25 protein-coding genes are annotated in these 23,927 nt (G+C 62.6%); 12 read left to right on the top strand and 13 right to left on the bottom strand.

What is annotated here, in order from left to right; all coding sequences use genetic code 11:
- Window positions 1-34: 34 nt before the first annotated feature.
- Window positions 35-739 (top strand): M48 family metalloprotease, encoded by a 705-nt coding sequence (locus BUA36_RS13910; RefSeq protein WP_229255705.1) that lies wholly within the window; start codon window positions 35-37, stop codon window positions 737-739.
- On the opposite strand, the gene BUA36_RS13905 is transcribed toward BUA36_RS13910, so the two are convergent.
- The gene (locus BUA36_RS13905; protein WP_072785414.1) at window positions 736-1,290 is read right to left on the bottom strand and encodes a cob(I)yrinic acid a,c-diamide adenosyltransferase; all 555 of its coding nucleotides are present in this window, start codon (window positions 1,288-1,290) and stop codon (window positions 736-738) included. The genes BUA36_RS13910 and BUA36_RS13905 overlap by 4 nt on opposite strands.
- 5 nt (window positions 1,291-1,295) lie before the next feature.
- Entirely contained in the window at window positions 1,296-1,853 is a 558-nt protein-coding gene (locus BUA36_RS13900) for a suppressor of fused domain protein (protein ID WP_072785413.1), read from the bottom strand.
- Window positions 1,854-1,987: 134 nt separating this feature from the next.
- Between BUA36_RS13900 and BUA36_RS13895 the strand changes: the two genes are divergently transcribed.
- From BUA36_RS13895 to glcF, 3 genes are read left to right on the top strand one after another with little or no spacing between them, the layout of a single operon-like run.
- Window positions 1,988-3,457 carry an FAD-linked oxidase C-terminal domain-containing protein gene (locus tag BUA36_RS13895; protein WP_229255703.1) on the top strand — a complete coding sequence of 490 codons (1,470 nt, stop codon included), beginning with the start codon at window positions 1,988-1,990 and terminating at the stop codon, window positions 3,455-3,457.
- A 2-nt stretch (window positions 3,458-3,459) separates the two neighbouring features.
- Window positions 3,460-4,533 carry a glycolate oxidase subunit GlcE gene (gene glcE, locus BUA36_RS13890; protein WP_072785411.1) on the top strand — a complete coding sequence of 358 codons (1,074 nt, stop codon included), beginning with the start codon at window positions 3,460-3,462 and terminating at the stop codon, window positions 4,531-4,533.
- Between the two features lie 3 nt (window positions 4,534-4,536).
- Entirely contained in the window at window positions 4,537-5,769 is a 1,233-nt protein-coding gene (glcF, locus tag BUA36_RS13885; protein WP_072785410.1) for a glycolate oxidase subunit GlcF, read from the top strand.
- On the opposite strand, the gene BUA36_RS13880 is transcribed toward glcF, so the two are convergent.
- The 4 genes from BUA36_RS13880 to BUA36_RS13865 all read right to left on the bottom strand — a co-directional run bounded on the left by BUA36_RS13880 (window position 5,761) and on the right by BUA36_RS13865 (window position 11,190).
- Window positions 5,761-8,259, bottom strand: a complete 2,499-nt coding sequence (locus BUA36_RS13880; protein ID WP_229255702.1) for a putative bifunctional diguanylate cyclase/phosphodiesterase — start codon at window positions 8,257-8,259, stop codon at window positions 5,761-5,763. The two genes, glcF and BUA36_RS13880, sit on opposite strands and share 9 nt — an antisense overlap.
- 146 nt (window positions 8,260-8,405) lie before the next feature.
- Window positions 8,406-8,891 carry a glutathione peroxidase gene (locus BUA36_RS13875; protein ID WP_072785408.1) on the bottom strand — a complete coding sequence of 162 codons (486 nt, stop codon included), beginning with the start codon at window positions 8,889-8,891 and terminating at the stop codon, window positions 8,406-8,408.
- Window positions 8,891-10,027 (bottom strand): PilT/PilU family type 4a pilus ATPase, encoded by a 1,137-nt coding sequence (locus tag BUA36_RS13870; protein WP_072785406.1) that lies wholly within the window; start codon window positions 10,025-10,027, stop codon window positions 8,891-8,893. Before BUA36_RS13870 ends, BUA36_RS13875 begins: the two co-directional genes overlap by 1 nt.
- A gap of 119 nt (window positions 10,028-10,146) precedes the next feature.
- Entirely contained in the window at window positions 10,147-11,190 is a 1,044-nt protein-coding gene (locus BUA36_RS13865; RefSeq protein ID WP_072785404.1) for a type IV pilus twitching motility protein PilT, read from the bottom strand.
- Window positions 11,191-11,261: 71 nt separating this feature from the next.
- Between BUA36_RS13865 and BUA36_RS13860 the strand changes: the two genes are divergently transcribed.
- Together BUA36_RS13860 and proC are read left to right on the top strand one after the other, a co-directional pair.
- A complete protein-coding gene (locus BUA36_RS13860) occupies window positions 11,262-11,966 on the top strand; it encodes a YggS family pyridoxal phosphate-dependent enzyme (protein ID WP_072785402.1) in 705 nt (234 codons plus the stop codon).
- Window positions 11,967-11,969: 3 nt separating this feature from the next.
- Window positions 11,970-12,794 carry a pyrroline-5-carboxylate reductase gene (gene proC / locus BUA36_RS13855; protein WP_072785400.1) on the top strand — a complete coding sequence of 275 codons (825 nt, stop codon included), beginning with the start codon at window positions 11,970-11,972 and terminating at the stop codon, window positions 12,792-12,794.
- Window positions 12,795-12,827: 33 nt separating this feature from the next.
- Here the strand turns inward: proC and BUA36_RS13850 are convergent, their stop codons facing one another.
- From BUA36_RS13850 to BUA36_RS13830, 5 genes are all read right to left on the bottom strand, one after another.
- Window positions 12,828-13,964, bottom strand: coding sequence for an SO2930 family diheme c-type cytochrome (locus BUA36_RS13850; RefSeq protein WP_072785398.1), 1,137 nt, complete (start codon window positions 13,962-13,964; stop codon window positions 12,828-12,830).
- Window positions 13,961-15,223, bottom strand: coding sequence for a parallel beta-helix domain-containing protein (locus tag BUA36_RS13845; RefSeq protein ID WP_072785396.1), 1,263 nt, complete (start codon window positions 15,221-15,223; stop codon window positions 13,961-13,963). The genes BUA36_RS13850 and BUA36_RS13845 overlap by 4 nt, the downstream gene beginning before the upstream one ends.
- A 117-nt stretch (window positions 15,224-15,340) precedes the next feature.
- Entirely contained in the window at window positions 15,341-15,685 is a 345-nt protein-coding gene (locus tag BUA36_RS13840) for an ElaB/YgaM/YqjD family protein (RefSeq protein WP_072785394.1), read from the bottom strand.
- Between the two features lie 86 nt (window positions 15,686-15,771).
- Window positions 15,772-16,626 (bottom strand): 4-hydroxybenzoate octaprenyltransferase, encoded by an 855-nt coding sequence (gene ubiA, locus BUA36_RS13835; RefSeq protein ID WP_072785392.1) that lies wholly within the window; start codon window positions 16,624-16,626, stop codon window positions 15,772-15,774.
- A gap of 55 nt (window positions 16,627-16,681) precedes the next feature.
- Complete coding sequence (locus tag BUA36_RS13830) at window positions 16,682-17,617, bottom strand: hydrogen peroxide-inducible genes activator (RefSeq protein ID WP_072785390.1); 936 nt, start codon at window positions 17,615-17,617, stop codon at window positions 16,682-16,684.
- A 111-nt stretch (window positions 17,618-17,728) separates the two neighbouring features.
- Between BUA36_RS13830 and BUA36_RS13825 the strand changes: the two genes are divergently transcribed.
- From BUA36_RS13825 to BUA36_RS13805, 5 genes are read left to right on the top strand one after another with little or no spacing between them, the layout of a single operon-like run.
- Window positions 17,729-18,910 carry a PilT/PilU family type 4a pilus ATPase gene (locus tag BUA36_RS13825; RefSeq protein ID WP_072785388.1) on the top strand — a complete coding sequence of 394 codons (1,182 nt, stop codon included), beginning with the start codon at window positions 17,729-17,731 and terminating at the stop codon, window positions 18,908-18,910.
- Window positions 18,911-18,921: 11 nt separating this feature from the next.
- Window positions 18,922-19,401 (top strand): D-glycero-beta-D-manno-heptose 1-phosphate adenylyltransferase, encoded by a 480-nt coding sequence (gene rfaE2 / locus BUA36_RS13820; RefSeq protein WP_072785386.1) that lies wholly within the window; start codon window positions 18,922-18,924, stop codon window positions 19,399-19,401.
- The gene (locus BUA36_RS13815) at window positions 19,398-19,685 is read left to right on the top strand and encodes a hypothetical protein (protein WP_072785384.1); all 288 of its coding nucleotides are present in this window, start codon (window positions 19,398-19,400) and stop codon (window positions 19,683-19,685) included. Before rfaE2 ends, BUA36_RS13815 begins: the two co-directional genes overlap by 4 nt.
- 19 nt (window positions 19,686-19,704) lie before the next feature.
- Entirely contained in the window at window positions 19,705-20,442 is a 738-nt protein-coding gene (locus BUA36_RS13810; protein ID WP_072785381.1) for an AraC family transcriptional regulator, read from the top strand.
- Between the two features lie 59 nt (window positions 20,443-20,501).
- Entirely contained in the window at window positions 20,502-21,509 is a 1,008-nt protein-coding gene (locus BUA36_RS13805; protein ID WP_072785379.1) for a DMT family transporter, read from the top strand.
- 16 nt (window positions 21,510-21,525) lie between these two features.
- On the opposite strand, the gene trmL is transcribed toward BUA36_RS13805, so the two are convergent.
- Both trmL and BUA36_RS13795 read right to left on the bottom strand, forming a co-directional pair.
- Window positions 21,526-21,996 carry a tRNA (uridine(34)/cytosine(34)/5-carboxymethylaminomethyluridine(34)-2'-O)-methyltransferase TrmL gene (gene trmL, locus BUA36_RS13800; protein ID WP_072785376.1) on the bottom strand — a complete coding sequence of 157 codons (471 nt, stop codon included), beginning with the start codon at window positions 21,994-21,996 and terminating at the stop codon, window positions 21,526-21,528.
- Window positions 21,997-22,022: 26 nt separating this feature from the next.
- On the bottom strand, window positions 22,023-22,805 hold the full coding sequence (locus tag BUA36_RS13795; RefSeq protein WP_072785374.1) for a ComF family protein: 783 nt from the start codon (window positions 22,803-22,805) through the stop codon (window positions 22,023-22,025).
- A gap of 96 nt (window positions 22,806-22,901) precedes the next feature.
- On the opposite strand from BUA36_RS13795, the gene BUA36_RS13790 reads away from it, so the two are divergent.
- Entirely contained in the window at window positions 22,902-23,825 is a 924-nt protein-coding gene (locus tag BUA36_RS13790; protein ID WP_072785509.1) for a methyltransferase domain-containing protein, read from the top strand.
- Window positions 23,826-23,927: the final 102 nt, after the last annotated feature.

The following is a 23,927-nucleotide window of genomic DNA, read 5'->3' as shown; positions in this document are numbered from 1 at the left end:
GAAACCGGTATGCGCAGTACTGATGATGCTTGCCATGGCTGCCGCTCACGGGCAGGTGCCGGGATCTGGCCGCACGCAGGAACTGAGCTTCAGTGCCGAAGAAGTGGACTCCCGCATGGAAGACCGCTATATCGACCGCATGGTGGACCTGGCTGCGGCTGGCCGGCTGGATGAGGACCATGCACTGCTGGCGCGCCTGCGCTACATCAGTGCGGAGCTCATACGTGCCGCGATTGAATTGAAGCCGGAAGCGGCCCGGTGGGAGTGGGAAGTCCATACTACCAGCGATCCAGAGGTCGATGCCATCTGCATGGCGGGCGGGAAAATCCTGGTGGGTAGCGCCTTCGTGCGGCAACTGGCGCTGAACGATGGCGAACTCGCAACCTTGCTTGCCCATGAAGTGGCGCATGCGGTGGCCGAGCATCACCGCGAAACCTTTTCGGAAGCCGTGCTGCTGAACCGTTTTCCTGCGGTCCCGCTGGATGTGGTGATGGCGCGTCTGGACAGTGATTTGTCGCTGCAAATCCGCCTGTCCAATTTATCAAGCTTGCAGGAATCGGAAGCTGATCAACTGGGCATGGTCCTGGCACACCGCGCTGGCTGGTCGGCCAGCGATATGGTGAGCTTCTACCGCAAGCTGGCCGAGGGAGAGCAGGCGGCGCTGGTGTCCGGCGCCTACCCCGCCACCGCGTCGCGCCTCAGCATGGCCAAGGGCATGGCGCGGCTATTCGATGATTAACCGCGCTTGCGCTCGTGCTGCCACAGCACGTCGCTGCCGCCGGCGTAGCGGTTCAATACACGCGACAACACAAACAGCAGATCCGACAGGCGGTTCACGTACTGGCGTGGATGCTCGTGGATGGTCTCTGCCTTGCCCAGCGTGACGATGGCGCGTTCGGCGCGGCGGCACACCGTGCGGCACACATGCGCCTGCGATGCGGCGCGCGAGCCGGCGGGCAGGATGAACTCCGTCAGCGCCGGCAGCGTGGCGTTGTACTTGGCCAGCAGTGCGTCCAGGCGCTCAACGTGCGCTTCCTTGATCATCTGATAGCCAGGGATGCACAGCTCACCGCCCAGATCAAACAGGTCGTGCTGGATAGTGACCAGTTCATCGCGCAGGTCGGCTGGCATGTCTTCGCACAGCAGCAGACCGAGATGCGAATTGAGTTCATCCACTTCACCGATGGCGGTAATGCGGACGCTGTCCTTGTCGGTGCGTGTGCCGTCGCCCAGGCCGGTGGTGCCGCCGTCGCCGGTGCGGGTGGCGATTTTCGAGAGTCGGTTACCCATGATGGTCAGCCCTGGTTGGCGATGCTTGCGCGGCGCGGGTTGTAGGGATCGAAGCCAGGCGTGTTCCAGAAATCCTTGGTGCCGATGGTTTCGTACATCTTGATTTCTTCGTCGTACATCGGGAACAGGCCGGCCAGGAAGATGGTGCGGTCCGGCAGTTCGAACTTGATCTGCTCTTCGTTCATGAACTGCGGACGGTAGACGAAGCAGGCGTTCATCGCGCTGTCCTTGGACATGGGCTGATCGAGCTTGAACGACGCCTGGTAGTGGAACGAGCTGTCGTTGAAGAAGGATTGCGCGATATAGGCGGCAGCGCTGCCCCAGCCGGTATCCTTGGTGTACAGCGAGAAGCTCAGTTCAGGCTTGCCGTGCACCCAGTTCGGGTGATTGGCGTTGGAGAGGCCGGAGGTGACTGCGGTCAGCATGTCCTTGGCCGGGAAGTCCTCGAAATAATAGATCAGCATGCGCGGGCGGTTATCCAGCGCGATCTGGCCTATCTTGGCCTGCACGCCGAACCGTTCTTCCAGCGCCAGGAGCCAGGCCTGTTCAAAATTGTGTTCCATACTCTGTTCCAGTAGTTGAAGTAGCTGCGCCCGAAAGAATACAACAAATCGGCGGGGTATTTCGCCTTGGGAGGCGTTTGTGCTTACAATCGTGTCTCAATGTGTGTTTTCAGGTGCACGACCCAATGAACACTGTGACTGATCTTACTGCCCGCCGGGCGCAGGTTTGTACCGCGTTGCAGCATGTGCTGCCGGCGCGCGCTGTGCTGTCGGCGGTGGAGGACACCCGTCCGTATGAGTGCGACGGCCTGGCGGCATATCGCCAGCTGCCGATGATTGTCGTGCTGCCCGATAGCGAGGCGCAGGTGGTGGCGGTGCTCAGGGTGTGCCGCGAGCTGGGTGTGCCGGTGGTGCCGCGTGGTGCGGGCACGGGCCTGTCCGGCGGCGCGATGCCGATTGCGGATGGTGTGGTGCTGTCCACCGCGCGCCTGAACCGCATCGTGAGGATGGATGCGTATTCGCGCACGGCTGTCGTGCAGCCGGGCGTGCGCAATCTGGCGATCTCGGAAGCTGCGGCGCCCTATGGTTTGTACTACGCGCCGGATCCTTCGTCGCAGATCGCCTGCACCATCGGCGGCAACGTGGCCGAGAACTCGGGTGGCGTGCACTGCCTGAAATACGGCCTCACGGTGCATAACGTGCTGCGCGTGCGGATGGTGACGATCGACGGCGAGGTGGTGGAACTGGGCAGCGAGGCGCTGGATGCGCCGGGCCTTGATCTGCTATCGGTGTTTATCGGTTCCGAAGGCATGCTGGGCATCGTGACGGAAGTGACAGTGAAGCTGGTGCCCAAGCCAGCCACCGCACGCGTCATCATGGCGTCGTTTGATGAGGTGGTGAAGGGCTGCCACGCAGTCGCTGCGCTCATCGCTGCGGGGATTATTCCGGCGGGGCTGGAGATGATGGACCAGACTTCTTCGCGGATGGTGGAGCCGTTTGTGAAAGCGGGCTATGACACCGAAGCCGCCGCCATCCTGTTGTGCGAAGCGGATGGCACCGTCGAAGAAGTGGAAGAGGAAATCGCCCGCATGTCGGCGGTACTGAACACGGCCGGTGCGATTGCGATTGCCGTATCGCAGACCGAAGCGGAGCGCCTCAGATTCTGGTCCGGCCGCAAGAACGCCTTTCCCGCTGCGGGCCGCATCTCGCCCGACTACTACTGCATGGACGGCACCATTCCACGCAAGCGCCTGGGCGAGGTCCTGGCGGGCATCGCTGCAATGGAAACCAAATATGGCCTGCGCTGCGCGAACGTGTTCCATGCGGGTGATGGCAATTTGCATCCGCTGATCCTGTTCAACGCCAACATCCCCGATGAATTCCATCGTGCCGAAGCGTTTGGCGCCGAAATCCTGGCCTTGTGCGTGGAAGTGGGCGGCACCATCACCGGCGAACATGGCGTGGGTATCGAGAAGATCAATTCCATGTGCGTGCAGTTTGCACCGGCGGAGCTGGAGGCGTTCTTTTCGGTCAAGCGCAGCTTTGATCCGCATAGCCTTCTCAACCCCGACAAGGCCATTCCCACGCTGCATCGCTGCGCAGAATTCGGCAAGATGCATGTGAGCGGCGGTGCGCTGCCGTTCTCCAACCTTCCCCGTTTTTGACGATGACTTCTCACGACGATTTCGCCGCCCGCATACGCAACGCCAGCGCGCCCTTGCGCATCCGGGGCGGCGGCACCAAGGACTGGTATGGCCAGGCGCTGCACGGCGAGATACTTGACACGCGCGGCTACAGCGGCGTGGTGTCTTACGAGCCGACGGAACTGGTCATCACCGCGCGCTGCGGCACACCGCTGGCGGAGATTGAAGCGCTGCTGGCGCAGCACAACCAGATGCTGGCATTTGAACCGCCGCGCCATGAAGGCTCAACGATAGGCGGCGTGGTGGCCAGCGCGCTTTCCGGCCCGCGCCGTGCCAGTGCTGGCGCGGTGCGCGACTTCGTACTCGGCGCGGTGCTGATGGATGGCCGTGGCGAAGTGCTGCGCTTTGGCGGCCAGGTGATGAAGAATGTGGCCGGCTACGACGTATCGCGCTTGCTGGCTGGTTCGCTGGGTACGCTGGGACTGATACTGGAAGTGTCGCTGAAGGTGCTGCCGATGCCGCTGCGCGAGGCCAGCCTGCGCTTCGAGATGAGCGAAATCGACGCATTGAGGCGCTTGAATGAATGGGCCGGCCAGCCATTGCCGATATCGGCCAGCTGCTGGCATCAGGACGTGCTGTCGCTGCGGCTGTCTGGCGCCGATGCAGCGGTGGAAGCGGCGCAGCGCAAGCTGGGCGGGCAGGCGCTGGATGGTGCGGATGCCTTCTGGTCGTCGTTGCGCGACCAGACGCACCCGTACTTCAAGGCCGCCAGCTTGTGGCGCATGTCCGTGCCCTCGCACGCCAGCGCCATCATCCTGCGCGGCGAACAGTTGATTGAATGGGGCGGGGCGCAGCGCTGGCTGGCGATCGATGCCAATGAAGCCATAGGCAGCGATGCAGGCGGCTGTGTCGAGGAGCGCGCGGGCATAATACGCCGCAGCGTCGCTGCAGCCGGTGGGCACGCCACGCTGTTCCGCTGCGCTGACAAACGCGTGGGTGTATTTCATCCGCTGGCGCCGGCCGTGGCGAAAATCCATGAACGCCTGAAGCAGTCGTTTGACCCTGCTGGTATCTTCAACCCTGGCCGCATGTACTGAATTATGCAAACCAATCTTGCCGATTTCATCAAGCACACGCGCGAGGGCGAAGAAGCCGATGCCATCTTGCGCGCTTGCGTGCACTGCGGTTTTTGCACGGCCACCTGCCCGACCTACCAGCTGCTGGGCGATGAACTGGATGGGCCGCGCGGCCGGATTTACCTGATCAAGCAGGTGCTGGAAGGCGCCCCTGTCACTGCGAGTACGCAGACGCACCTGGACCGCTGCCTCACCTGCCGCAACTGCGAAACCACCTGCCCGTCGGGCGTGAAATATGGCCGCCTGGTCGATATCGGCCGTCAGGTGGTGGAGCAGCGCGTGCAGCGTCCGCTGGGCGAACGTATCAAACGCAAGGTGCTGATCGAAGGGCTGACGCGCAAGCCGGTGTTCAGTGCCGCGCTGCGGGCCGGCCAGATCTTCCGTCCCCTTTTATCACCCGCGTTGCAGGACAAGATCCCGCAGCGCCAGAACGCCGGCGTGTGGCCGGCGCGCGAGCATGCGCGCAAGATGCTGGTGCTGGATGGCTGCGCGCAGCCTGCCATGGCGCCCAACATCAACGCCGCCACCGCGCGCGTGCTGGATGCGCTGGACGTGCAGTTGATGGTCGCCCCCAGGGCCGGATGCTGCGGCGCGCTGCGGCACCATATGAATGAGCAGGAAGCCGCGCTGGATGACATGCGCCGCAATATCGATGCCTGGTGGCCGTATGTCGATACCGTCGAAGCCATTGTCATGACGGCGTCCGGCTGCGGCGTCACGGTCAAGGAATATGGGCATCTGCTGGCGCACGATCCAGCCTACGCGGAAAAAGCCGCGCGCATTTCAGCGCTGACGCGCGATCTCAGTGAAGTGATGCCGCAGTTTGAAGAAGCGCTGACGCGTCGTGTCCGCAGCAGTGTCCGCAGCAGTTCAGCGGGGCGCGTGGCCTACCATCCGCCGTGCACGCTGCAGCACGGCCAACAGATCCGGGGCAAAGTGGAGAGTGTGCTGCGTGCGGCCGGTGTGGATGTGGTACTGTGCGCCGACAGCCATCTGTGCTGCGGCTCGGCGGGCAGCTACTCGCTGCTGCAACCGGAGCTGTCGCTGCAACTGCGTGACCGCAAGCTGGCCAGCCTGGCGGAGACGGGCGCGCAGACCATTGTTTCCGCCAATGTCGGTTGCACGGCGCATCTGCAATCCGGCACTGAAACGCCGGTGATGCACTGGATAGAGCTGATCGACCGCGCCTTAAATTAAGGCCATCTGCGAGGTGCCGCCGGCGGCGCTGTTGTCGTGCAGGCTCATAATCGGTGGCAGGCTGGCGGCAGCTTGCCATACAGTGGCGGTGTCGAAGCTGGCCACCCATGCCAGTACATCGTCTGCCGGCATCGGACGTGCGATGCCGTAGCCCTGCACCAGATCGCAACCGAGGCGCATCAGCATGGCGCCGTGTTCGATGGTTTCCACGCCTTCCGCAATCACGCCCAGACCAAACGAACGCGCCAGGCCAATCACAGCGCTGACCAGATGCAGGTCATCGCGGTCCACCAGCATATTGCGCACGAAGCTCTGGTCGATCTTCAGCACATCGGCGGGCAAGCGCTTGAGGTAGGACATGGACGAGTAGCCGGTGCCAAAATCATCCAGCGCAAAGCTGATGCCCAGCGCCTGGCAATCCAGCATGATGCTACGCACGTGGCTGATGTCGCTGAGCGCCGACGATTCCAGTATCTCCAGCTCCAGCATATGCGGCGGCACGTCCGGGAATTCGGCCAGGATGCCTTTCAGGCGCTCGACAAAATCATGGCGCTGGAAATGGCGGGCGGCGATATTCACGCTGATCACCCAGTCCGCATCGAACGCGCGCCACGACTCCAGCTGGCGCAGGGCTTCGCGCAGCACCCATTCGCCGATGTCCACAATCACATCGCTGTGCTCGACGATGGGCAGGAAGTCGCCAGGCGAGATGGTGCCGCGCAGCGGATGCTCCCAGCGCAGCAGCGCCTCCATGCCGATGATGCGGCCTTTGCGCATGTCCAGCTTGGGCTGGTAGTACAGCGCCAGTTCATTGGCGCGCACTGCCGCGCGTACCTCGGTGCGGCGGTTGTGGTGCGTGCGTACCTGTTCATCCAGGTCGGCGTCAAAGAAGTGATGGCGGTTGCGGCCGGTGATCTTGGCCTGGTACAGCGCCTGGTCGGCGTGACGCAGCAGGCTGTCGGCGCTGATGTCGTTGCCCGTGTAGACCGCAATGCCGACGCTGGCCGACATGCTGACCGCTTCGCCGTCGCAGATATAATCGCGCGCCAGCGCCGCCATCAGTTTGCCCATGGCGTATTCGATGGCGGCGCGGTCGTTCAGTTCCGGCAGCAGCAGCACGAATTCATCGCCGCCCAGCCGCGCGACATAATGGCGCTGGCCGGCGAAATCGTGCAGGCGGCTGGCGGCCTGCTTGAGGATCTCATCACCCACGGCCTGGCCCAGCGACTGGTTCACGTGCTGGAAGTGGTCGAGGTCAAACAGGCAGACTGCAAGCAGATGGCCATGTTCCCGCGCGCGCTCCACCTCCTGCTCGAAACGCTGGGCCAGCGCGGTGCGGTTGGGCAGGCCGGTGAGGATGTCGTGATTGCTCTGCCAGGAAATCTGCTGCATCAGCTGGCGGCGCTCGGTGACGTCGCGGAACACCAGCACCGAGCCTTGCACCTCGCCTTGCGGCGTGCGGATGGCGTTGGCCGTGTACTCCACGGTGCTGGTCTGGCCCATGCGGTTACGCAGGCTCTGGTTGCCGACCTTGACCATCTCACCGCCCGCATAAATCGCCTTCATCGACTTGAGCAGCGAATGCTGGCCGAAGTTATTCGCCAGGATAAACACCTGGTGCAGCTGCATGCCGCGTGCGCGCGCTTCGGACCATCCCGTCAGCTGTTGCGCTACTTCGTTGATGGTTTCGATGCCGCCGGTGAGATCAGTCGTGATGACGGCATCGCCGATCGATGCCAGCGTGACTTCGATGCGGTCTTTTTCCACCTGTAGCTGCTGCTGCGCCAGCAGGGTGCGCGTGAGCTGTGCGCTCAGATCGTTCTGGCTTTGCTGCAGCTTGTGCACCAGCGCCTGCACGCGCTGCGCCATGTTGTTGAAGGTACTGGCCAGCATGCGTGCTTCCAGCGTGCCGCTGATTGGCAGGCGGACATCGTGGTCGCCGCTCTGGAAGCGGTTGGTGGCGTCGGCCAGGCGGCGCAGCATGCGCTTGTTGGCGAAGATGATGAGGCCCAGCAGCGTGTAGATGACGGTGACGTTGACCACTGAAATAATGGCTTGCTGGTAGATGGTGCGCCAGACCTGCATCAGCGGCAGTGTCGGCTCAAAGCTCAGCGCCAGCGTGGCGTTACCGAGATGGATGGTGCGGTTGAACGGCGTGATGGTGCTGAAACGGGTGAACCAGCCGGGATAGTCCGGCACGGCGGGCACACTGCGCAGCGCCTCCAGGTGACCGCCGGCGAAATCGAGCCGTGCGGCGGACAGGTCGGGATTCAGCAGCAGCGCGGTGGACAGCGTGGTATCCAGGCTGCCGCGATCAGGCGTGGCCAGCGCGGGCGCCAGGGTCTTGCGCAAATGCGCCACCAGCTCGCCGGCGTCTTTTTGATAGCGGGCGTTGGCATAGCCGGTTTCGGACGCCAGCATGAGGTGGTAGCGCACACCGACCACCACCGCAATAATCGCGAAAATCGGCACGAACAGCCGGGAGTACATTCCCATCCGCAGCCACGGCGACAGTATTTTTCCCAACAAGGACATAGGCAACTGATTTGATAGGAAAGGACCAAATCGCATTATTACTTAAAAGTTAACCTGTGGCACGCTTTTTGGTAAACGTTTTTCACTTTTGTTGCCTTAAGTCACTCCGCGAGCAGCTTTTCGATGTCGGCGATGAGTTCTTCCGGCTTGGTGGCGGGCGCGTAGCGGTTGTAGACCGTACCGTCCTTGCGGATCAGGAATTTGGTGAAGTTCCACTTGATGCCTTCCGTGCCCAGGATGCCGGGCGCGTCCTTCTTCAGCTTCTGGAACAGCGGATGGGCGTGATCGCCGTTGACGTCCACCTTGGCAAACATGGGGAAGGAAACGCCATAGTTCTTCTCGCAGAAGGCGCCGATTTCCTCGGCCGAGCCGGGTTCCTGCTTGCCGAACTGGTTGCACGGGAAGCCCAGCACTTCCACGCCCCTGTCCCGGAACTGCTGGTAAACCGCCTCCAGGCCCTTGTACTGGGGCGTGAAGCCACAGGCGCTGGCGGTGTTGACGATCAGCAGGACCTTGCCCTGGTACTGGCTCAGATTGACTGGCGTGCCCGACAGGCTGTCGGCGGTGAGATCGAAAATAGTGGTCATCAGAGTATGCTTAAATGTTCGGTGCCGGCGGACAGGTCGCGGTTCTTGGCGGCCTTGCTCTCCAGCTTGATGGTGAGGCGCAGGTCGTTGACAGAGTCGGCGTTGCGCAGCGCGTCCTCGTAGGTGATGAGGTCGGCCTCATACAAATCGAATAGCGACTGGTCGAAAGTCTGCATGCCCAGTTCGCGCGATTTCTTCATGAGCTCCTTGATCTCGTGGACTTCGCCCTTGAAGATGAGGTCCGAAATCAGCGGCGAGTTGAGCATGATTTCAATTGCCACGGCGCGGCCTTTGCTCTCCTTGCGCGGGATCAGGCGCTGCGAAATCATGCCTTTCAGGTTCAGCGACAAATCCATGAGCAGCTGCTGGCGGCGCTCTTCCGGGAAGAAATTGATGATGCGGTCCAGTGCCTGATTGGCGCTGTTGGCGTGCAGCGTGGCCAGGCACAGGTGGCCGGTTTCAGCGAAGGCGATAGCGTGGTCCATGGTCTGGCGGTCGCGGATCTCGCCAATCTGGATCACATCGGGCGCCTGGCGCAGCGTGTTCTTGAGCGCGACTTCCCAGTCATCGGTATCCACGCCCACTTCGCGCTGGGTGATGATGCAGTTCTTGTGCGGGTGGACGAACTCGACCGGATCTTCAATCGTGATGATGTGGCCGTAGCTATTTTCATTGCGGTAGCCGACCATGGCCGCCAGCGTGGTCGACTTGCCGGACCCGGTCGCGCCCACCATGATGACCAGACCGCGCTTGGCCATGACGACTTCCCTGAGTACCTCGGGCAGGCCGAGCTCCTCCAGCTTGGGGATATCGCTGTTAATCACGCGCAGCACCATGCCGACCGAACCCATCTGCACAAACGCGGACACGCGGAAGCGGCCGATGTCAGCCGGGCTGATGGCGAAATTGGCCTCCTTGGTCAGCTCAAAGCCGGCGGCCTGCTTGTCGTTCATGATGGAACGGGCGAGATCGATGGTGTGGGCGGGCGACAGCACCTGCGCGGACACCGGCGTCATCTTGCCATCGATCTTGACGGCGGGCGGGAAGCCAGCCGTGATGAACAAATCCGATCCCTTCTTCGCCTGCATCAGACGCAGCAGATCGAACATGAATTTAGAGGCCTGATCGCGTTCCATAATCGTTCCTTCAAAAGAGCCTAAGTTCGGGGTCAGTGCCGACATTCGGACACGGGCTCAGCCGCGCGCGGCTGAGCCCGTGTCCGAATGTCGGCACTGACCCCGAACTGCTGACCGTGTTAGCCGGGGAAGTTTTCCGGGGTTTTGGCGGCGCTGCGGGCGGCGGCGGCGCTGATGATGTTGCGGCGGACCAGGTCGGTCAGGTTCTGGTCCAGTGTCTGCATGCCGACGCCGCTGCCGGTCTGGATCGCGGAGTACATCTGGGCGACCTTGGCTTCGCGGATCAGGTTGCGGATTGCCGGTGTGGCCACCATGATTTCGTGCGCGGCCACGCGGCCGTTGCCGTCCTTGGTTTTGAGCAGGGTTTGCGAAATCACGGCTTGCAGCGATTCGGACAGCATGGCGCGCACCATTTCTTTTTCGTCTGCCGGGAATACGTCGACGATACGGTCGATGGTCTTGGCGGCCGAGGAGGTGTGCAAGGTGCCAAACACCAGGTGGCCGGTCTCCGCCGCCGACAGGGCCAGGCGGATGGTTTCGAGGTCGCGCAGCTCGCCGACCAGGATGGCGTCCGGGTCTTCGCGCAGCGCCGAGCGCAGGGCGTTGTTGAAGGACAGCGTGTGCGGCCCCACTTCGCGCTGGTTGATCAGGCATTTCTTCGATTCGTGGACGAATTCGATCGGGTCCTCGATCGTCAGGATGTGGCCGTATTCGTTTTCGTTGAGGTGGTTGACCATGGCCGCCAGCGTGGTCGATTTACCGGAGCCGGTCGGTCCGGTCACCAGCACCAGTCCGCGCGGTTTCAACGCAAATTCGGCAAAGATCTTGGGCGCGTTGAGCTCTTCCAGGCTCAGGATCTTGGACGGAATCGTGCGCAGTACGGCCGAGGCGCCGCGCTCCTGGTTGTAGGCGTTGACGCGGAACCGCGCCAGCCCCGGTATCGCGAACGAGAAGTCGACTTCCAGCATTTCCTCGTAGGCTTTGCGCTGGCCGTCGTTCATGATGTCATAGATCATGCCGTGCACGTCTTTGTGCTCGAGCGGCGGCAGGTTGATGCGGCGTACGTCGCCGTGCACCCGTATCATCGGTGGCAGGCCGGCTGACAGGTGCAAGTCCGAGGCCTTGTTCTTGACGGAGAATGCGAGTAGTTCGGAGATGTCCATTTATAATCCCTGTGCCCAGACGTTGCGGGGTGCACCATGTGTGCCGTTTTAACGCTTTTTACTCGATGATTATGTCCCTGATCCGCCAGAACTTGCAAGCCATCACCGCGACAATTGTTGCCGCAACCCAAGAATCAGGCCGCCAGCCGGGATCGGTGGAGTTGCTGGCCGTGTCCAAGACGTTCGGCCCGGAGGCGGTGCTGGAGGCCGTGGAGGCGGGCCAGCGTGCGTTTGGCGAGAATTATCTGCAAGAGGGGCTGGACAAGATCCGTGCCGTGCAGGAAGCCGGTGCGCCCGCGCTGGCGTGGCATTTTATCGGTCCCATCCAGAGCAACAAGACGCGGCCGATCGCCGAGCATTTCGCCTGGGTGCATACGGTGGAGCGTGAGAAGATTGCGCAACGTTTGTCCGAGCAGCGCCCCGTGGATTTGCCGCCGTTGCAGATTTGTCTGCAGGTGAATATCAGCGGTGAAGCCAGCAAGAGCGGCGTCGCCCCGGAAGACGTGGCGGCGCTGGCCCACCAGGTCGCGGCGTTGCCGAACCTGACCTTGCGCGGTTTGATGGCCATTCCTGAGCCCGCTGTGGAATTTGCCAAGCAGCGCGCGGCCTTTGCCCAGTTGCGCGTTTTATACGAGCAGCTGCGGGCCGATGGGCTGGCGCTGGATACGCTGTCGATGGGCATGTCGGCCGATATGCGGGCGGCGATTTTTGAGGGCGCCACGATGGTGCGCGTCGGCAGCGCGATTTTTGGCGCGCGAAACTATAACAAGGCTTGAGACATGAAAATTGCATTTATCGGCGGCGGCAATATGGCTGCGGCCCTGATCGCGGGACTGGCAGGCAAGCTCACTGAAGGCGCCAACATCCATGTGGCGGATCCCAGCGCGGAGGCATTGGCGCGCTTGCATAAGCTGTACGGCGTGACCACGGCGCCCGCTGCCGATGCGGCGGTGTCGGCGGCCGATGTGATCGTGCTGGCGGTCAAGCCGCAAAGCATGCGCGAGGTGGCCGCGCAGCTGCTGCCGCTCATCGATCCGTCTCGTCAGCCGCTGGTGATTTCGATTGCGGCCGGTATCCGCAGTGCTGACCTGTCGCGCTGGCTCGGCGGCTATGGCGCCATCGTGCGCTGCATGCCGAATACGCCGGCGCTGATCGGCATGGGCATTACTGGCATGGTGGCAATGGCGGGCGTGAGCGAAGCGCAAGTCAAGGCGGCAGACGATATCCTGCGCGCGGTCGGCCCGACCGTGTGGCTGGACGATGAAAACAAGATCGATGCGGTGACGGCGGTGTCGGGCAGCGGTCCGGCCTATGTGTTCTACTTCCTCGAAGCGATGCAGCAGGCGGCCGAGGAAATGGGCCTGAGCGCGGAGCAGGGCAAGCAGCTGGCGCTGGCGACCTTTACCGGCGCAGCGCAGCTGGCGCAGCAATCGAGCGAGCCGGTGTCGCTGCTGCGCGAGCGCGTCACGTCCAAGGGCGGCACCACGTACGCGGCGTTGACCAGCATGGAGAGCGGCGGCGTCAAGGCGGCCATCATCACCGCCATGAAAGCCGCCGCCGCGCGCGGCAAGGAATTAGGCGAAGAGCTGGGTTCCGCCAGCTAAACCACCGCCAAGGGCTGCAACAATCGAAGGCCACTACCTGCTGTCGCAGCCTTCCTGCATGGCGGCGATCCATTCGCGGATCAGGGCCACACCTTCCTGATGGACTGAGCTGCGCCCCAGTTCCGGCATCATGACGCCGGGTTCGGCCGAGTTCAACCGGTACAGCATGATGGAATCGTCCGGCTTGCCGGGCGCGATGTCATGGCTGCGGCCGCCTGTGCCGGCGCCTGCGGCGACGGGCGGCTTGCACAAGCCCAGATGCAGGTCGGCCGGTGCGCCCATGTTCAGGTGCAGCGCCGTGGTGTTGGCTGCACCTTTGTCGTTGTGGCAGTGGGCGCAGTTGATGTCCAGGTAGGCGCGGGCACGCGCGTCAATCGGCTGTTGGGCGTCATGCCAGTTGGCGTTGCGCGGTGCGGCTTTGGCGCCCTCGGCTGGCAGCCCAGTCAGGTAGCCCACTTTCGCCAGGTATTGCAGCTGGTTGGTGCTGATGCCTTCATATGTGTAGTCGCGGTTCAGGTGGCGCGCTTTCGGGCCGATGGGCTGGAACTGGCGCGATTTCACGTCGGCCACGTGGCAGGACGCGCACTGGTTGACGTTCGGGACCACGTAGGTGATCCTGTCGCTGCGCTTGTCTTGGTGGACCACGTCCAGCGGGATCTGGTCGCCCGTGCGTGACAGCACGGCGTCGGTCTGCTCCGCATTCCACACATAGGGCAGGGCGATCCAGCCGCTGGCACGGCGCACCAGCAAGCGGGTTTCGATGAGGCGTACTTTGGTGGTGTCGAGCTGGTCGCCATCGCTGGCGTAGTTGGCCAGCACGGCTTTGCCATCGGCCGCTTTCGGGTAGTAGAAGGTTTTGCTGATGATGGTGCCGACCGGGAAGTCAAACGTGGTCTCGGCGTTGTAGGCAGCGCTCTGGCCCTTGGGCATCCAGACCGTGCGCAGCTTGTGTGCATAGTCGGTGAACAATGGCGTGTTGAGGTCGTACGGCACCACTTGCTTGTTCAGGTTCAGTTTGCTGCTGGAGACGGCCATCAGATGCCAGTCGCTGAGCTTTTCGGGATTGCCCTCGGCGATGAAGCTGACGGGCGCCTGCTGCTGCGAGCAGGCGGTGAGCGCGAGCGCGCACGCCGCCGCCAGCAGCGGACGAATGACATGGGTAGACATCATGACTGTGCGGCGAGTTGGACGATGGTGACAGGTGGCAGTTTGGCCAGTTCGCAGCGGAATGGCGCGGCGTCCTTGCTCGGGTTCTTGTACTTGTTGGGGCCGTCGGCGTTGAGCACCTCGGCGTCGTTCTGCACGCAGATGCGCTGCTCGGCCGGCAGCACGCCTTTGACCAGCAGCTTGTTGTCGACGTAGCCGTCCCACAGCACATCAGGCAGATGACCGCTCAGGCCGTACATGGCGATCTTCAGCGCTTTCAGGTCCAGGCCATCCGGCGAATCGCCGCCGCCCTTGAAGCGGTTGCCGTAGACGTAGATGGCTTTGGGATACGGGTCGTAATTGGCGGACACGCCTTTTTCGGTGTAGTAGCCAGTCGAGTGGTAGCTGGAGATGATGACGTTGGCGGTCTGGTTGTCGGTCACGTCGTTATCGAAAATCTCCACCTTGGAATTGGAGTTGATGACGATGCCCGAACCGGCCGGTACGCTGGCCACGGCCGTGCCGCGCGCAGCGAAGTTGCCGAGATTGTTTTTATCAACCTTGTTCTTGTACACGCGCGTGCTGTGGCCCGGCTGGGACAGGTTGGGCATGTTGAACACCAGGATGCCGCCCGTGTTGTTGGTGGCGACGTTGTCGTAGACGTCGGCATTGACGGTGTTCTCGATTTCGATGCCGGCCACATTGCCTTCCGCGCGCGAGCGGCGCACGATGACGCCGTTCGACTGGCCGACGTAGATGCCGGCATCGGAAGCGCCAATGGCTACGCTGTCCTCGATCAGCACGTTTCTGGTCTTGACCGGGTAGATGCCATAGGCGCCGTTGGTGACTTTGGGGCCGCCGGTCCATTGCACTTTGACCTTGCGGACCGTGATGGTGTCGCCGTCATTGATCTTCAGGCCATCGCCCTTGGAATCCTGGATGGTGAGGTTTTCAATCGTGAAGCCGTTGCCATAGACCAGCAAGCCTTCCGGGCCGGTGACCTGGCCTTTGAACGAGAGGATGGTTTTTTCCATGCCGGCGCCACGGATGGTGACGCCATCGCCACGCAGCGTGAGGCCGGAGGTCAGGTGATAGCTGCCGGCCGGGATCTCGATGACGGTGCCAGGCTTGGCGTCCAGCAGCTGCTCCTGCAGCTTCTTCTGGAACGCCGCATCGGCCGACGCCTTTTCCGCCGGCACGGCCGGGCCGTCCGTTTTGCTGCAGGCGCTCAACAGCACGCCGATGGAACCACATACTGCTAACGCACGTAATGCTCTGTTCATCTGCTATCTCCCCAATATTTTTTGTTATATGTAGAGTGCTTGGCAAGATGAGTATAACAGCATGTTTTCCGTAAATTAGTTAAACCAGATTCGTTCTGTTGCGTTTGCGGTCCAGCGTTATTTTTTGGAGATCAGCACACCGACGAGAACGCCAAGCGCGGCGCCCAGGCCGACGGCTTTCCAGGGATTTTCCTGGACGTAGGCATTGGTGCATTCTGCAGCGTTGCGGCCGTGGGCCAGCAGGCTGTCTTCGAGTTTGCGCAGGTCGTCCCTGGCGGTGTGCAGCGCGTCGTCGAAACGGGCGCGGGTGGCGGAAGCGGCCGCGCTGACTTCTTCGGCGTGTTCGCTTAGCCACTTCTCCGCTTCGCTGATGGTGTGGGTAAGCTCGTCCATGAGCTTGCCGCGTGCATTGCTGGCGGCGTTCTGGCTGGTGGAGATGGCGTCGTGTTCGGTGGATTCCATGGTGACCTCGTCTGTATTCACTGGTGGGAAGGGATGACCAGTGTAAGTATCGACGATGTCACCATTTTGTGCCCGCTCAATTGGGCTTAGCGCAGTGCGTAGTCCAGCACCACGCCGGCAAACACGGCAAAGCCCAGCCAGTTGTTGTGGCGGAAGGCGTAGAAGCAGCCGTCACGGTCGCGGTTGCGGATCAGCGTGTAATGGTAGGCGGCAATGCCTGCCGCAACCAGCAGCCCGGCCACGAACCAGAAGCGCAGGCCCTGCTGCCAGCCGCACAGCAGCAACAGCACCAGGTGCAGCGCGTAGCAGACCATCACGATGGCGACGTCGTAGCGGCCGAAGGTAATGGCGGAGGTCTTGATGCCGATTTTCAAATCGTCGTCGCGGTCGACCATGGCGTATTCGGTGTCGTAGGCCAGGGTCCAGAAGATATTCCCGACCAGCAGTACCCAGGCGGTCAGCGGCACCTGGTTTTGCACGGCCGCATACGCCATCGGAATGCCAAAGCCGAACGCAATGCCGAGGTAAGCCTGCGGTATCGCGAAGAAGCGTTTGAAGTAGGGGTAGGTGCCGGCAATGATGACGGCGGCAACCGACATCTGCTTGGTCAGCGTATTGAGCGGCAGGATCAGGCAGAACGCCACAATGGACAGCAGCGCGGCAATCGCCAGCGCTTCCTTGCCGCCGATGCGGCCGCTGGTGATGGGGCGTTGCGCCGTACGTTTGACGTGTTTGTCAAAATCCTGGTCGGCATAGTCGTTGATGGCGCAGCCGGCCGAGCGCATCAGGAAGGTGCCCAGCGTGAAGATGAGGATGAGTTTCCAGTCCGGCACGCCGTCCGCTGCCAGCCACATCGCGTACAGCGTGGGCCACAGCAGCAGAACGGTGCCAATCGGTTTGTCCAGCCTGATCAGGCGAAAGTAGAGCGCCAGCTTGTTCATATGCGACTTCGGGTAACAGGAAAGCAATGATTATCGCAAATCCTGGGACAGGACGTCATTCGTCGGCGCAGAGCGTGGTGATGCCGGGCAGGTTGCAGGAGGCCACCACTTCGCACACGGCATCGATGGCGGCCTTGCGCGTGAAGCTTTTGCGCCACACGATGACCACGCGGCGCGAGGGCGCCGGATCGTCAAACGGGCGGAATTGCAGCATGCCATCCTTGGCGTCCATGTCCGGCACCGAGGCGCGCGGCAGCACGGTCAGGCCGATGCCGCTGGCCACCATGTGACGGATGGTTTCAAGCGACGAGCCTTCAAACGTGCGCTGCATGCCATTGCCTGGCGCAGAAAAACGGGCCATTTCGGGACATACTTCCAGTACCTGGTCGCGGAAGCAGTGGCCGTTGCCCAGCAATAGCATGTTCTCGGTCTTGAGGTCGTCGGCGGGGATGGTCTTGCGTTTGGTCCACGGGTGCTGGGCCGGCATGGCCACCACGAATGGTTCGTCATACAACACTTGCATGGCCATACCGTGTTCCGGCAGCGGCAGCGCCATGATGGCGGCGTCCAGGTCGCCCTGGCGCAGCATTTCCAGCAGCTTGACGGTGAAGTTTTCCTGCAGGATCAGCGGCATCTGCGGCACTTTGTCGATCATGCCCTTGACCAGCGGCGGCAGCAGGTACGGGCCGATGGTGTAGATCACGCCCAGGCGCAACGGGCCGGCCAGCGGATCCTTGTTCTGTTTGGCGAGTTCCTTGATGGCGGCCGTTTGCTCCAGCACGCGTTCCGCTTGCGCAACGATTTGCGCGCCCAGCGGTGTGACGGAAATCTCTGCGCCGCCCCGTTCAAACAGGACCACGCCCAATTCGTCTTCCAGCTTTTTGATGGCAACCGAAAGCGTCGGCTGAGCGACGTAACAGGCCTCGGCCGCGTGTCCGAAGTGCTTCGCCCTTGCAACGGCGACTATATATTTCAGTTCGGTCAGTGTCATGAATATATTTGAACACAGGCGATGCTGAGATGCAATGAATGAACGCCAAGTTGCGCTATTGTAGCGGAATGGTGTCGATATAATGCAGCGTATTCCTGAAAGGCGCGATGTATGGCTTCCACATTTGGTCCTGAAGAAGCGCAGGCTTACCTGCACAAGCTGCTCAAGGTCATGCACCATACGGGCGGCTCCGATCTGTTCATCTCGGCCGACTTCCCGCCGAGCATGAAATCGCAAGGCGCCATGAAACCGCTGAGCCAGCAGAAGCTGACCGGCAGCGTGACCCGCGCCCTGGCGCTGTCCATCATGAACGAGAAGCAGCAGCGCGAATTCGAGGCTGAACTGGAGTGCAACTTTGCCATCTCGCTACCGGAAGTATGCCGCTTCCGCGTCAACGTTTTCGTGCAGCAGCAGAATGTGGCGATGGTGATACGCACCATCGCCTCGGAAATTCCGACGCTGGAAAAGCTTGACCTGCCCGAGGTGCTCAAGGACATCATCATGACCAAGCGCGGCCTGGTGCTGGTGGTGGGCGGCACCGGTTCCGGCAAGTCGACCACGCTGGCGGCCATGATCGATTACCGCAACGCCAACTCGGCCGGCCACATCATCACGGTGGAAGACCCGGTGGAATATGTGCATAAAAATAAAGGCTGCCTGATTACGCACCGCGAAGTGGGCGTGGACACGCTGTCCTGGCACAATGCACTCAAGAACACACTGCGGCAGGCGCCGGACGTGATCCTGATTGGCGAAATCCGCGATACGGAAACCATGGAGCACGCGATCGCGTTTGCCGAAACCGGCCACCTGTGCCTGGGCACGCTGCATGCGAACAACGCCAACCAGACCATGGACCGCATCATCAACTTCTTCCCGGAAGAGCGCCGCAATCAGCTGTTGATGGATCTGTCCTCCAATCTGCGCGCCATCGTCTCGCAGCGGCTGATCCGTACCGAGGACGGCAAGGGGCGCAAGGCGGCGATTGAAATTCTGCTCAACACGCCGACGATTGCCGAGATGATCTTCAAGGGTAACTTCCAGTCGATCAAGGAAATCATGCACAAGTCGCGCGAGCTGGGGATGTGCACGTTCGACCAGGCGCTGTATGAACTTTATAATAAGGGCTATATCGCCTACGAGGAGGCGCTGCGCAATGCCGATTCGGCCAACGGCCTGCGCCTGCAGATCAAGCTGCATGGCGGCCGGCCTGAACCGGGCGAGGGCGGCGGCGCCTTTGGCGCGCTGAGTATCGAGGAAGACCAGCCGGAAGATGAAGAACCCAAGACTTAACGAAAGAACCGATGCCTCAATTTGAAGACAAGATCTGCACCCGCGAACAACTGGCCGCCCGCGTGGCGGCGCTGCCCAAGCCGGTGGTGCTGACCAACGGTGTATTCGACATCCTGCACCGTGGCCACGTGACCTATCTGGCGCAGGCGCGCGCACTGGGCGCCTCGCTGGTGGTGGCCGCCAATACCGACGCGTCCGTCAAGCGCCTGGGCAAGGGCGATGATCGTCCGCTCAACACCTGCGGCGACCGCATGGCGGTGCTGGCGTCGCTGGAGTCGGTGAGCCTGGTGGTGGACTTTGACGAAGACACGGCGCTGGAAGTGGTGCAGCAGGCGCGTCCGGAAATCTATGCCAAGGGCGGCGATTACCAGATGGATGCCATCCCCGAAGGCAAGGCCGTGATTGCATATGGCGGCGAAGCGGTGGCCATCGATTTTGAGCATGACCGCTCGACCACCAAGCTGCTGGCCAAGGTCCGTTCGTTCAAATGAGGATCGTCCTGATCCTGGTGGCGGTGCTGGCGTTCCTGATCGCATTATGGGGACCGCCGCTCATGGTGGCGCGCAAGTTCTGGCTGCGCGAGAATCCATGGGCTTTCCGCAACCTGCGTTTCGTGCTGCCGGCGCAGCTGATTACGGCCGTGGTGCTGGCGTTTGCTGCCGAGTTCTCCGGCCTGCGCAACCCGGCGGCCATCATGGCTGGCACCACGGTGATGGTCGGCCTGCTGGGCGCGGGCTTGCTGGCGCTGCTGGCGGTCTGGGGCGCACGCCGCTGAATGGTTTACACTGGGCGGCATGAGCTCTACCGAAATCGATCTGCGCAGCTATGACGTTCCGTTCTCGGACGCGCATGATTTCGCCCAGATGGTGCTGCCGCTCAGCGGCCGGCTGACGCTGGACATCAACGGCCAGGGCGCGGTGCTGCATCCGCTGCGCGCGGCCTTCATTGCACCGGGCCTGGTGCACACGCAGTTTTCCCACGAACCGAATGCCTCGCTGATACTGGACTTCGACCTGGCGTCGGTGCCGGCGGAAACCGCGGGCCTGCTGGCGGAACGGCCATTCGCGCCGGTCAGCGCGGCCACCGCCAAGCTGGTCGATTTCATGGGCATGCTGCAGGAGCAGGGCGCTGCCAGCACCGGTGTCCTGGCCAACTGGACGCCCTTGCTGCTGGAGTCGCTGACCGCGCAGCCGATCCGCCCCGCCTCGCGCCTGCAGGCGGCATTGACGCGCTTTGAAGCGCAGCCCGCCCAGCCGTGGGATACCGGCAGCATGGCCAAGGTGGCCTGCCTGAGCGTGAGCAGCCTGCACCGCGTATTCCGCGAGGAGCTGGACACCACGCCGCTGGCCTGGCTCAACGCGATGCGCCTGCGCTTTGTGTGCCGCCAGCTGGTGGCGTCGTCCTTGCCGATTGCACAACTGGCGACGCTGGCCGGTTACGCCGACCAGAGCGCGCTGACCCACGCCATGCGCCGCGCCATGGACATCACCCCGCTGGCCTACCGTAAGCAGAATCAGACAAAAATCCGCTAGTCCCGCACAATCCTTGTGGTCCGCGCCGGGCCAGAATGCGTGTCTCAAAGGAGGCAAGTATGTGGTATGGCGTTTTATGCGGCCTGGCGGCCGGAGCGTTCTGGGGCATGATTTTCGTGATGCCGCGCTGGCTGGCGGAGTTCTCGCCGATGGAGCTGGCGCTGGGGCGCTATCTGGCCTACGGGCTGATTACCTTGCTGTTGCTGCTGCCGCGTCTGAACGGCCTGCTGCGCCGGCTGACGCGTGCCGATGGCTGGATGCTGCTGCGCCATGCGCTGGCCGGAAATATCGTCTACTACCTGCTGCTGTCGAACGGCGTGCAACTGGCCGGCGTGGCGGCGGCGTCGCTGATTATCGGCCTGCTGCCGTTGAGCGTGACGCTGCTGGGCCGGCGCGACCACGGCGCGCTGCCCTTGCGGCAGCTGGCGTGGCCGTTGGCGCTGGTGGTGGCCGGTATCGTCTGCATCAACGTCGATGTATTCCTGCACGCGGCTGCGCAAAGCAAGCCGTGGCCACTGGTCGCGCTGGGCATGCTGTGCGCGTTTGGCGCGCTGCTGTGCTGGACCTGGTACGCGGTCGATAATGCGCGTTTCCTGAAAAGTAATCCGCGCTACAGCGGCGCCGAATGGGCCGGCTTGTATGGCCTCAGCACGGGTGTGGTGGCGCTGGTGATGGGTGTGGTGGTGCTGGCGCTGGGCGGCGCAGGCGTTCTGGACGCGCATGGCGTGGCACGCGACTGGCTGCGTTTCTGGAGCGTGGTGTCGGTGGTGGCGCTGGGCGCTTCGGTGATCGGCAACCAGTTATGGAATATCGCCAGCCGCCGCGTGCCGGTGATCTTGTCCGGCCAGCTGCTGTTGTTTGAAACCCTGTTTGGACTGCTGTATGGCTACATCTACCAGCAGCAGGCGCCACGCCCGCTGGAGCGGGCGGCGATTGTATTGCTGATCGCTGGCGTCGCAAGCTCGGTGTGGCGACATGCAGTGGCGGACCAGCCGCCAGCCCCATGCGAGCTCGATTCCCAGGGCCCTGCGCCAGCCAGAACAGCCAGGCAGACGCAGTTGGGATGAGCATGATGCTGGTCGCTCAGGCGCCGCCGGCGTAGCCGTTCTGGCGCCAGGCTTCAAACACCACCACGGCAACGGTATTGGACAAATTCATGCTGCGGTTATCCGGGCGCATTGGCAGGCGGATGCGCTGGGCGGTGGGGAAGCTTTCGCGCAGCGCGACCGGCAGGCCGGCGGTTTCCGAGCCGAACACGAACACGTCGCCGGGCTGGAACTGGCATTGGGCGAATGGCGCGCTGCCGTGGGTGGTCATGGCGTACATGCGCGCCGGGTCGGGCCGGGTTTCGGCCAGGAAGGCTTCCCAGTTCTTGTGCACCTTCATGCGCGCGTACTCGTGGTAGTCGAGACCGGCGCGTTTGAGTTTGGCATCTTCCAGCGGGAAGCCGAGCGGCTCGATCAGGTGCAGCTGGGCGCCGGTATTGGCGCACAGGCGGATGACGTTGCCGGTGTTGGGCGGGATTTCTGGGTGGACCAGGACGACGTGGAACATGCTGTTTCCTCTTTTTTCAATCTTTTTCAATGGGGCGGCGTGCGGGCAAACACGAAGTTGCTTACGCGCGCGGCGCCGTGGCGTTTCAAGGTGGCCGCCAGCTCGTTCAGCGTGCGGCCGCTGGTCATCACATCATCCACCACGCCGATGTGGCGGCCGGCGACCAGGGCGGCATCGGGCACGGCAAACGCGCCGGCGATGTTATGTGCGCGCTGGTCCGGGCTGACGCTGCTCTGGGCCGCTGTCTCGCGCACCCGCGCGGCCAGGCGGGGATGCAGCGCGACACCCAGGCTGCGGGCCAGTGGCCGGGCGATTTCCAGCGCCTGGTTGTAGCCGCGCTCGGCCAGCCGGTGCGCGCTGAGCGGCACCGGACAGAGCAAGGCAGGCAGCGCACAATCCGGCGGCACGGCATCGCGCAGCAGACGGGCGCATAACGGCGCCAGCGCCAGGCGATGGCCGAATTTTAGCTGCAATACCAGCTGGTCTACCGGTAAAGCGTAATCGGCAGCGACCACCGTGCGGTCAAACGCAGGCGGATCGGCCAGGCAAACGCCGCATAGCGTACCGCCGAGGCCGTGTAGAAATGACGGACCTGACCCCGGAATGGGGTTGGCGCAGCGCGGGCAGCGGGCGATGGCGGCGGCGGGGCCGAAGAACTGGGCGGCGCAGCCGGGGCACAGGGCGTCGTCGCTGTCGCTGTCGCTGCCACATAGGGCGCAGGCGCTGGGCAGTACGCTGCGCAGCAGGGCGCCGCGCCAGCGGTGCAGCAGTATGCGCAGCGGCGCGGTTTTGCCAATCTTGTGATTCATGCCACGCTCCTGCCCGGAAAACCGGGCCGGTGGTCGTCGCAATGGCGTTCTACCATGTACACTGCCGACATTATCGCATTACAACGACTCTTCATCATGCAAGTCCCCGCTAATCCCCCCAAACTCAGCGCACCGATCGATCTGGAGCGCGTCCGCCAGCTGTTTTCCCGTCCTGAACGGGTGCAGGCCGCCGATTTCCTGCGCCGGGAGATATCTTCCCGCATGTTTGATCGCCTGGAATTGATTAAAATAGCGCCCTTGCGCGTTCTGGACGCCGGTTGTGGCACCGGCGCCGATCTGCCGCTGTTGCAAAAAATGTATCCTGCGGCCCATATTCTGGGCCTGGATGCCGCCGAAGCCATGCTGCGCGCTGCCCAGGGGCCGGGCGCCAAATCCTCGTCGCTGAACCAGTTGCTGAGCAAGTTGCTGCCGTCCAAAAGCGGCGTCGATCTGCTGTGCGGTGATTTTGCCGAGCTGCCACTGGGGCCGAATGCGCTGGATCTGGTCTGGTCGAATCTGGCCCTGCACTGGCATCCGCAGCCGGACCGCGTGTTTGCCGAGTGGCGCCGGGTGTTGCGCGTGAACAGCCTGCTGATGTTTTCCTGCTTCGGCCCGGATACGCTGCGCGAGGTGCGCAATGCGTTTGCGGAAGCGGACCTGTCACCCCATGCGCTGCCCTTCGTGGATATGCACGATTTCGGCGATCAGCTCGTGGAAGCGGGCTTTTCGACGCCGGTGCTGGACATGGAAACCATCACGGTGACCTATGAAACACCACAAGCGTTGTTAGCTGACGTGCGTGCGCTGGGCGGAAATCCGCTCACGACGTTGCGTCGCAGCATGATGGGCAAACAGGCCTGGCAACGTATGCTGGATACGCTCGAGCGTGGTCGTCGTTCCGATGGGAAACTCGGCCTGAGCTTTGAAGTTATCTACGGTCACGCGTTCCGGCCGGCGCCCAAGGTCACTTCCAAGGGCGAAGCAATTATCCGTTTTGACCCGCCGCGCAAGCCGCGTTAAGAGGGGAAGGTATGTTGCCCTGCGGCGTAACGCCCGTGGCAACAGCATAGTTGTGAAATCGATTATTTCTTGATGTGCTTCGTTTTTGTTCTATATAATCAT

Source organism: Duganella sacchari (assembly GCF_900143065.1).
Taxonomy (GTDB): Bacteria; Pseudomonadota; Gammaproteobacteria; order Burkholderiales; family Burkholderiaceae_D; genus Rugamonas; species Rugamonas sacchari.
The sequence above is the reverse complement of the archived record's forward strand: the minus strand, read 5'-3'. Positions and strand labels throughout refer to the sequence as shown.

Excerpts from the sequence above, each read along its gene's own strand:
- BUA36_RS13910 (WP_229255705.1), top strand. The coding sequence starts at position 35 with ATGGCTGCCGCTCACGGGCAGGTGCCGGGATCTGGCCGCACGCAGGAA.
- BUA36_RS13905 (WP_072785414.1), bottom strand. The coding sequence starts at position 1,290 with ATGGGTAACCGACTCTCGAAAATCGCCACCCGCACCGGCGACGGCGGC.
- BUA36_RS13900 (WP_072785413.1), bottom strand. The coding sequence starts at position 1,853 with ATGGAACACAATTTTGAACAGGCCTGGCTCCTGGCGCTGGAAGAACGG.
- glcE (WP_072785411.1), top strand. The coding sequence starts at position 3,460 with ATGACTTCTCACGACGATTTCGCCGCCCGCATACGCAACGCCAGCGCG.
- glcF (WP_072785410.1), top strand. The coding sequence starts at position 4,537 with ATGCAAACCAATCTTGCCGATTTCATCAAGCACACGCGCGAGGGCGAA.
- BUA36_RS13880 (WP_229255702.1), bottom strand. The coding sequence starts at position 8,259 with ATGTACTCCCGGCTGTTCGTGCCGATTTTCGCGATTATTGCGGTGGTG.
- BUA36_RS13875 (WP_072785408.1), bottom strand. The coding sequence starts at position 8,891 with ATGACCACTATTTTCGATCTCACCGCCGACAGCCTGTCGGGCACGCCA.
- BUA36_RS13870 (WP_072785406.1), bottom strand. The coding sequence starts at position 10,027 with ATGGAACGCGATCAGGCCTCTAAATTCATGTTCGATCTGCTGCGTCTG.
- BUA36_RS13865 (WP_072785404.1), bottom strand. The coding sequence starts at position 11,190 with ATGGACATCTCCGAACTACTCGCATTCTCCGTCAAGAACAAGGCCTCG.
- BUA36_RS13860 (WP_072785402.1), top strand. The coding sequence starts at position 11,262 with ATGTCCCTGATCCGCCAGAACTTGCAAGCCATCACCGCGACAATTGTT.
- proC (WP_072785400.1), top strand. The coding sequence starts at position 11,970 with ATGAAAATTGCATTTATCGGCGGCGGCAATATGGCTGCGGCCCTGATC.
- BUA36_RS13850 (WP_072785398.1), bottom strand. The coding sequence starts at position 13,964 with ATGATGTCTACCCATGTCATTCGTCCGCTGCTGGCGGCGGCGTGCGCG.
- BUA36_RS13845 (WP_072785396.1), bottom strand. The coding sequence starts at position 15,223 with ATGAACAGAGCATTACGTGCGTTAGCAGTATGTGGTTCCATCGGCGTG.
- BUA36_RS13840 (WP_072785394.1), bottom strand. The coding sequence starts at position 15,685 with ATGGAATCCACCGAACACGACGCCATCTCCACCAGCCAGAACGCCGCC.
- ubiA (WP_072785392.1), bottom strand. The coding sequence starts at position 16,626 with ATGAACAAGCTGGCGCTCTACTTTCGCCTGATCAGGCTGGACAAACCG.
- BUA36_RS13830 (WP_072785390.1), bottom strand. The coding sequence starts at position 17,617 with ATGACACTGACCGAACTGAAATATATAGTCGCCGTTGCAAGGGCGAAG.
- BUA36_RS13825 (WP_072785388.1), top strand. The coding sequence starts at position 17,729 with ATGGCTTCCACATTTGGTCCTGAAGAAGCGCAGGCTTACCTGCACAAG.
- rfaE2 (WP_072785386.1), top strand. The coding sequence starts at position 18,922 with ATGCCTCAATTTGAAGACAAGATCTGCACCCGCGAACAACTGGCCGCC.
- BUA36_RS13815 (WP_072785384.1), top strand. The coding sequence starts at position 19,398 with ATGAGGATCGTCCTGATCCTGGTGGCGGTGCTGGCGTTCCTGATCGCA.
- BUA36_RS13810 (WP_072785381.1), top strand. The coding sequence starts at position 19,705 with ATGAGCTCTACCGAAATCGATCTGCGCAGCTATGACGTTCCGTTCTCG.
- BUA36_RS13805 (WP_072785379.1), top strand. The coding sequence starts at position 20,502 with ATGTGGTATGGCGTTTTATGCGGCCTGGCGGCCGGAGCGTTCTGGGGC.
- trmL (WP_072785376.1), bottom strand. The coding sequence starts at position 21,996 with ATGTTCCACGTCGTCCTGGTCCACCCAGAAATCCCGCCCAACACCGGC.
- BUA36_RS13795 (WP_072785374.1), bottom strand. The coding sequence starts at position 22,805 with ATGAATCACAAGATTGGCAAAACCGCGCCGCTGCGCATACTGCTGCAC.
- BUA36_RS13790 (WP_072785509.1), top strand. The coding sequence starts at position 22,902 with ATGCAAGTCCCCGCTAATCCCCCCAAACTCAGCGCACCGATCGATCTG.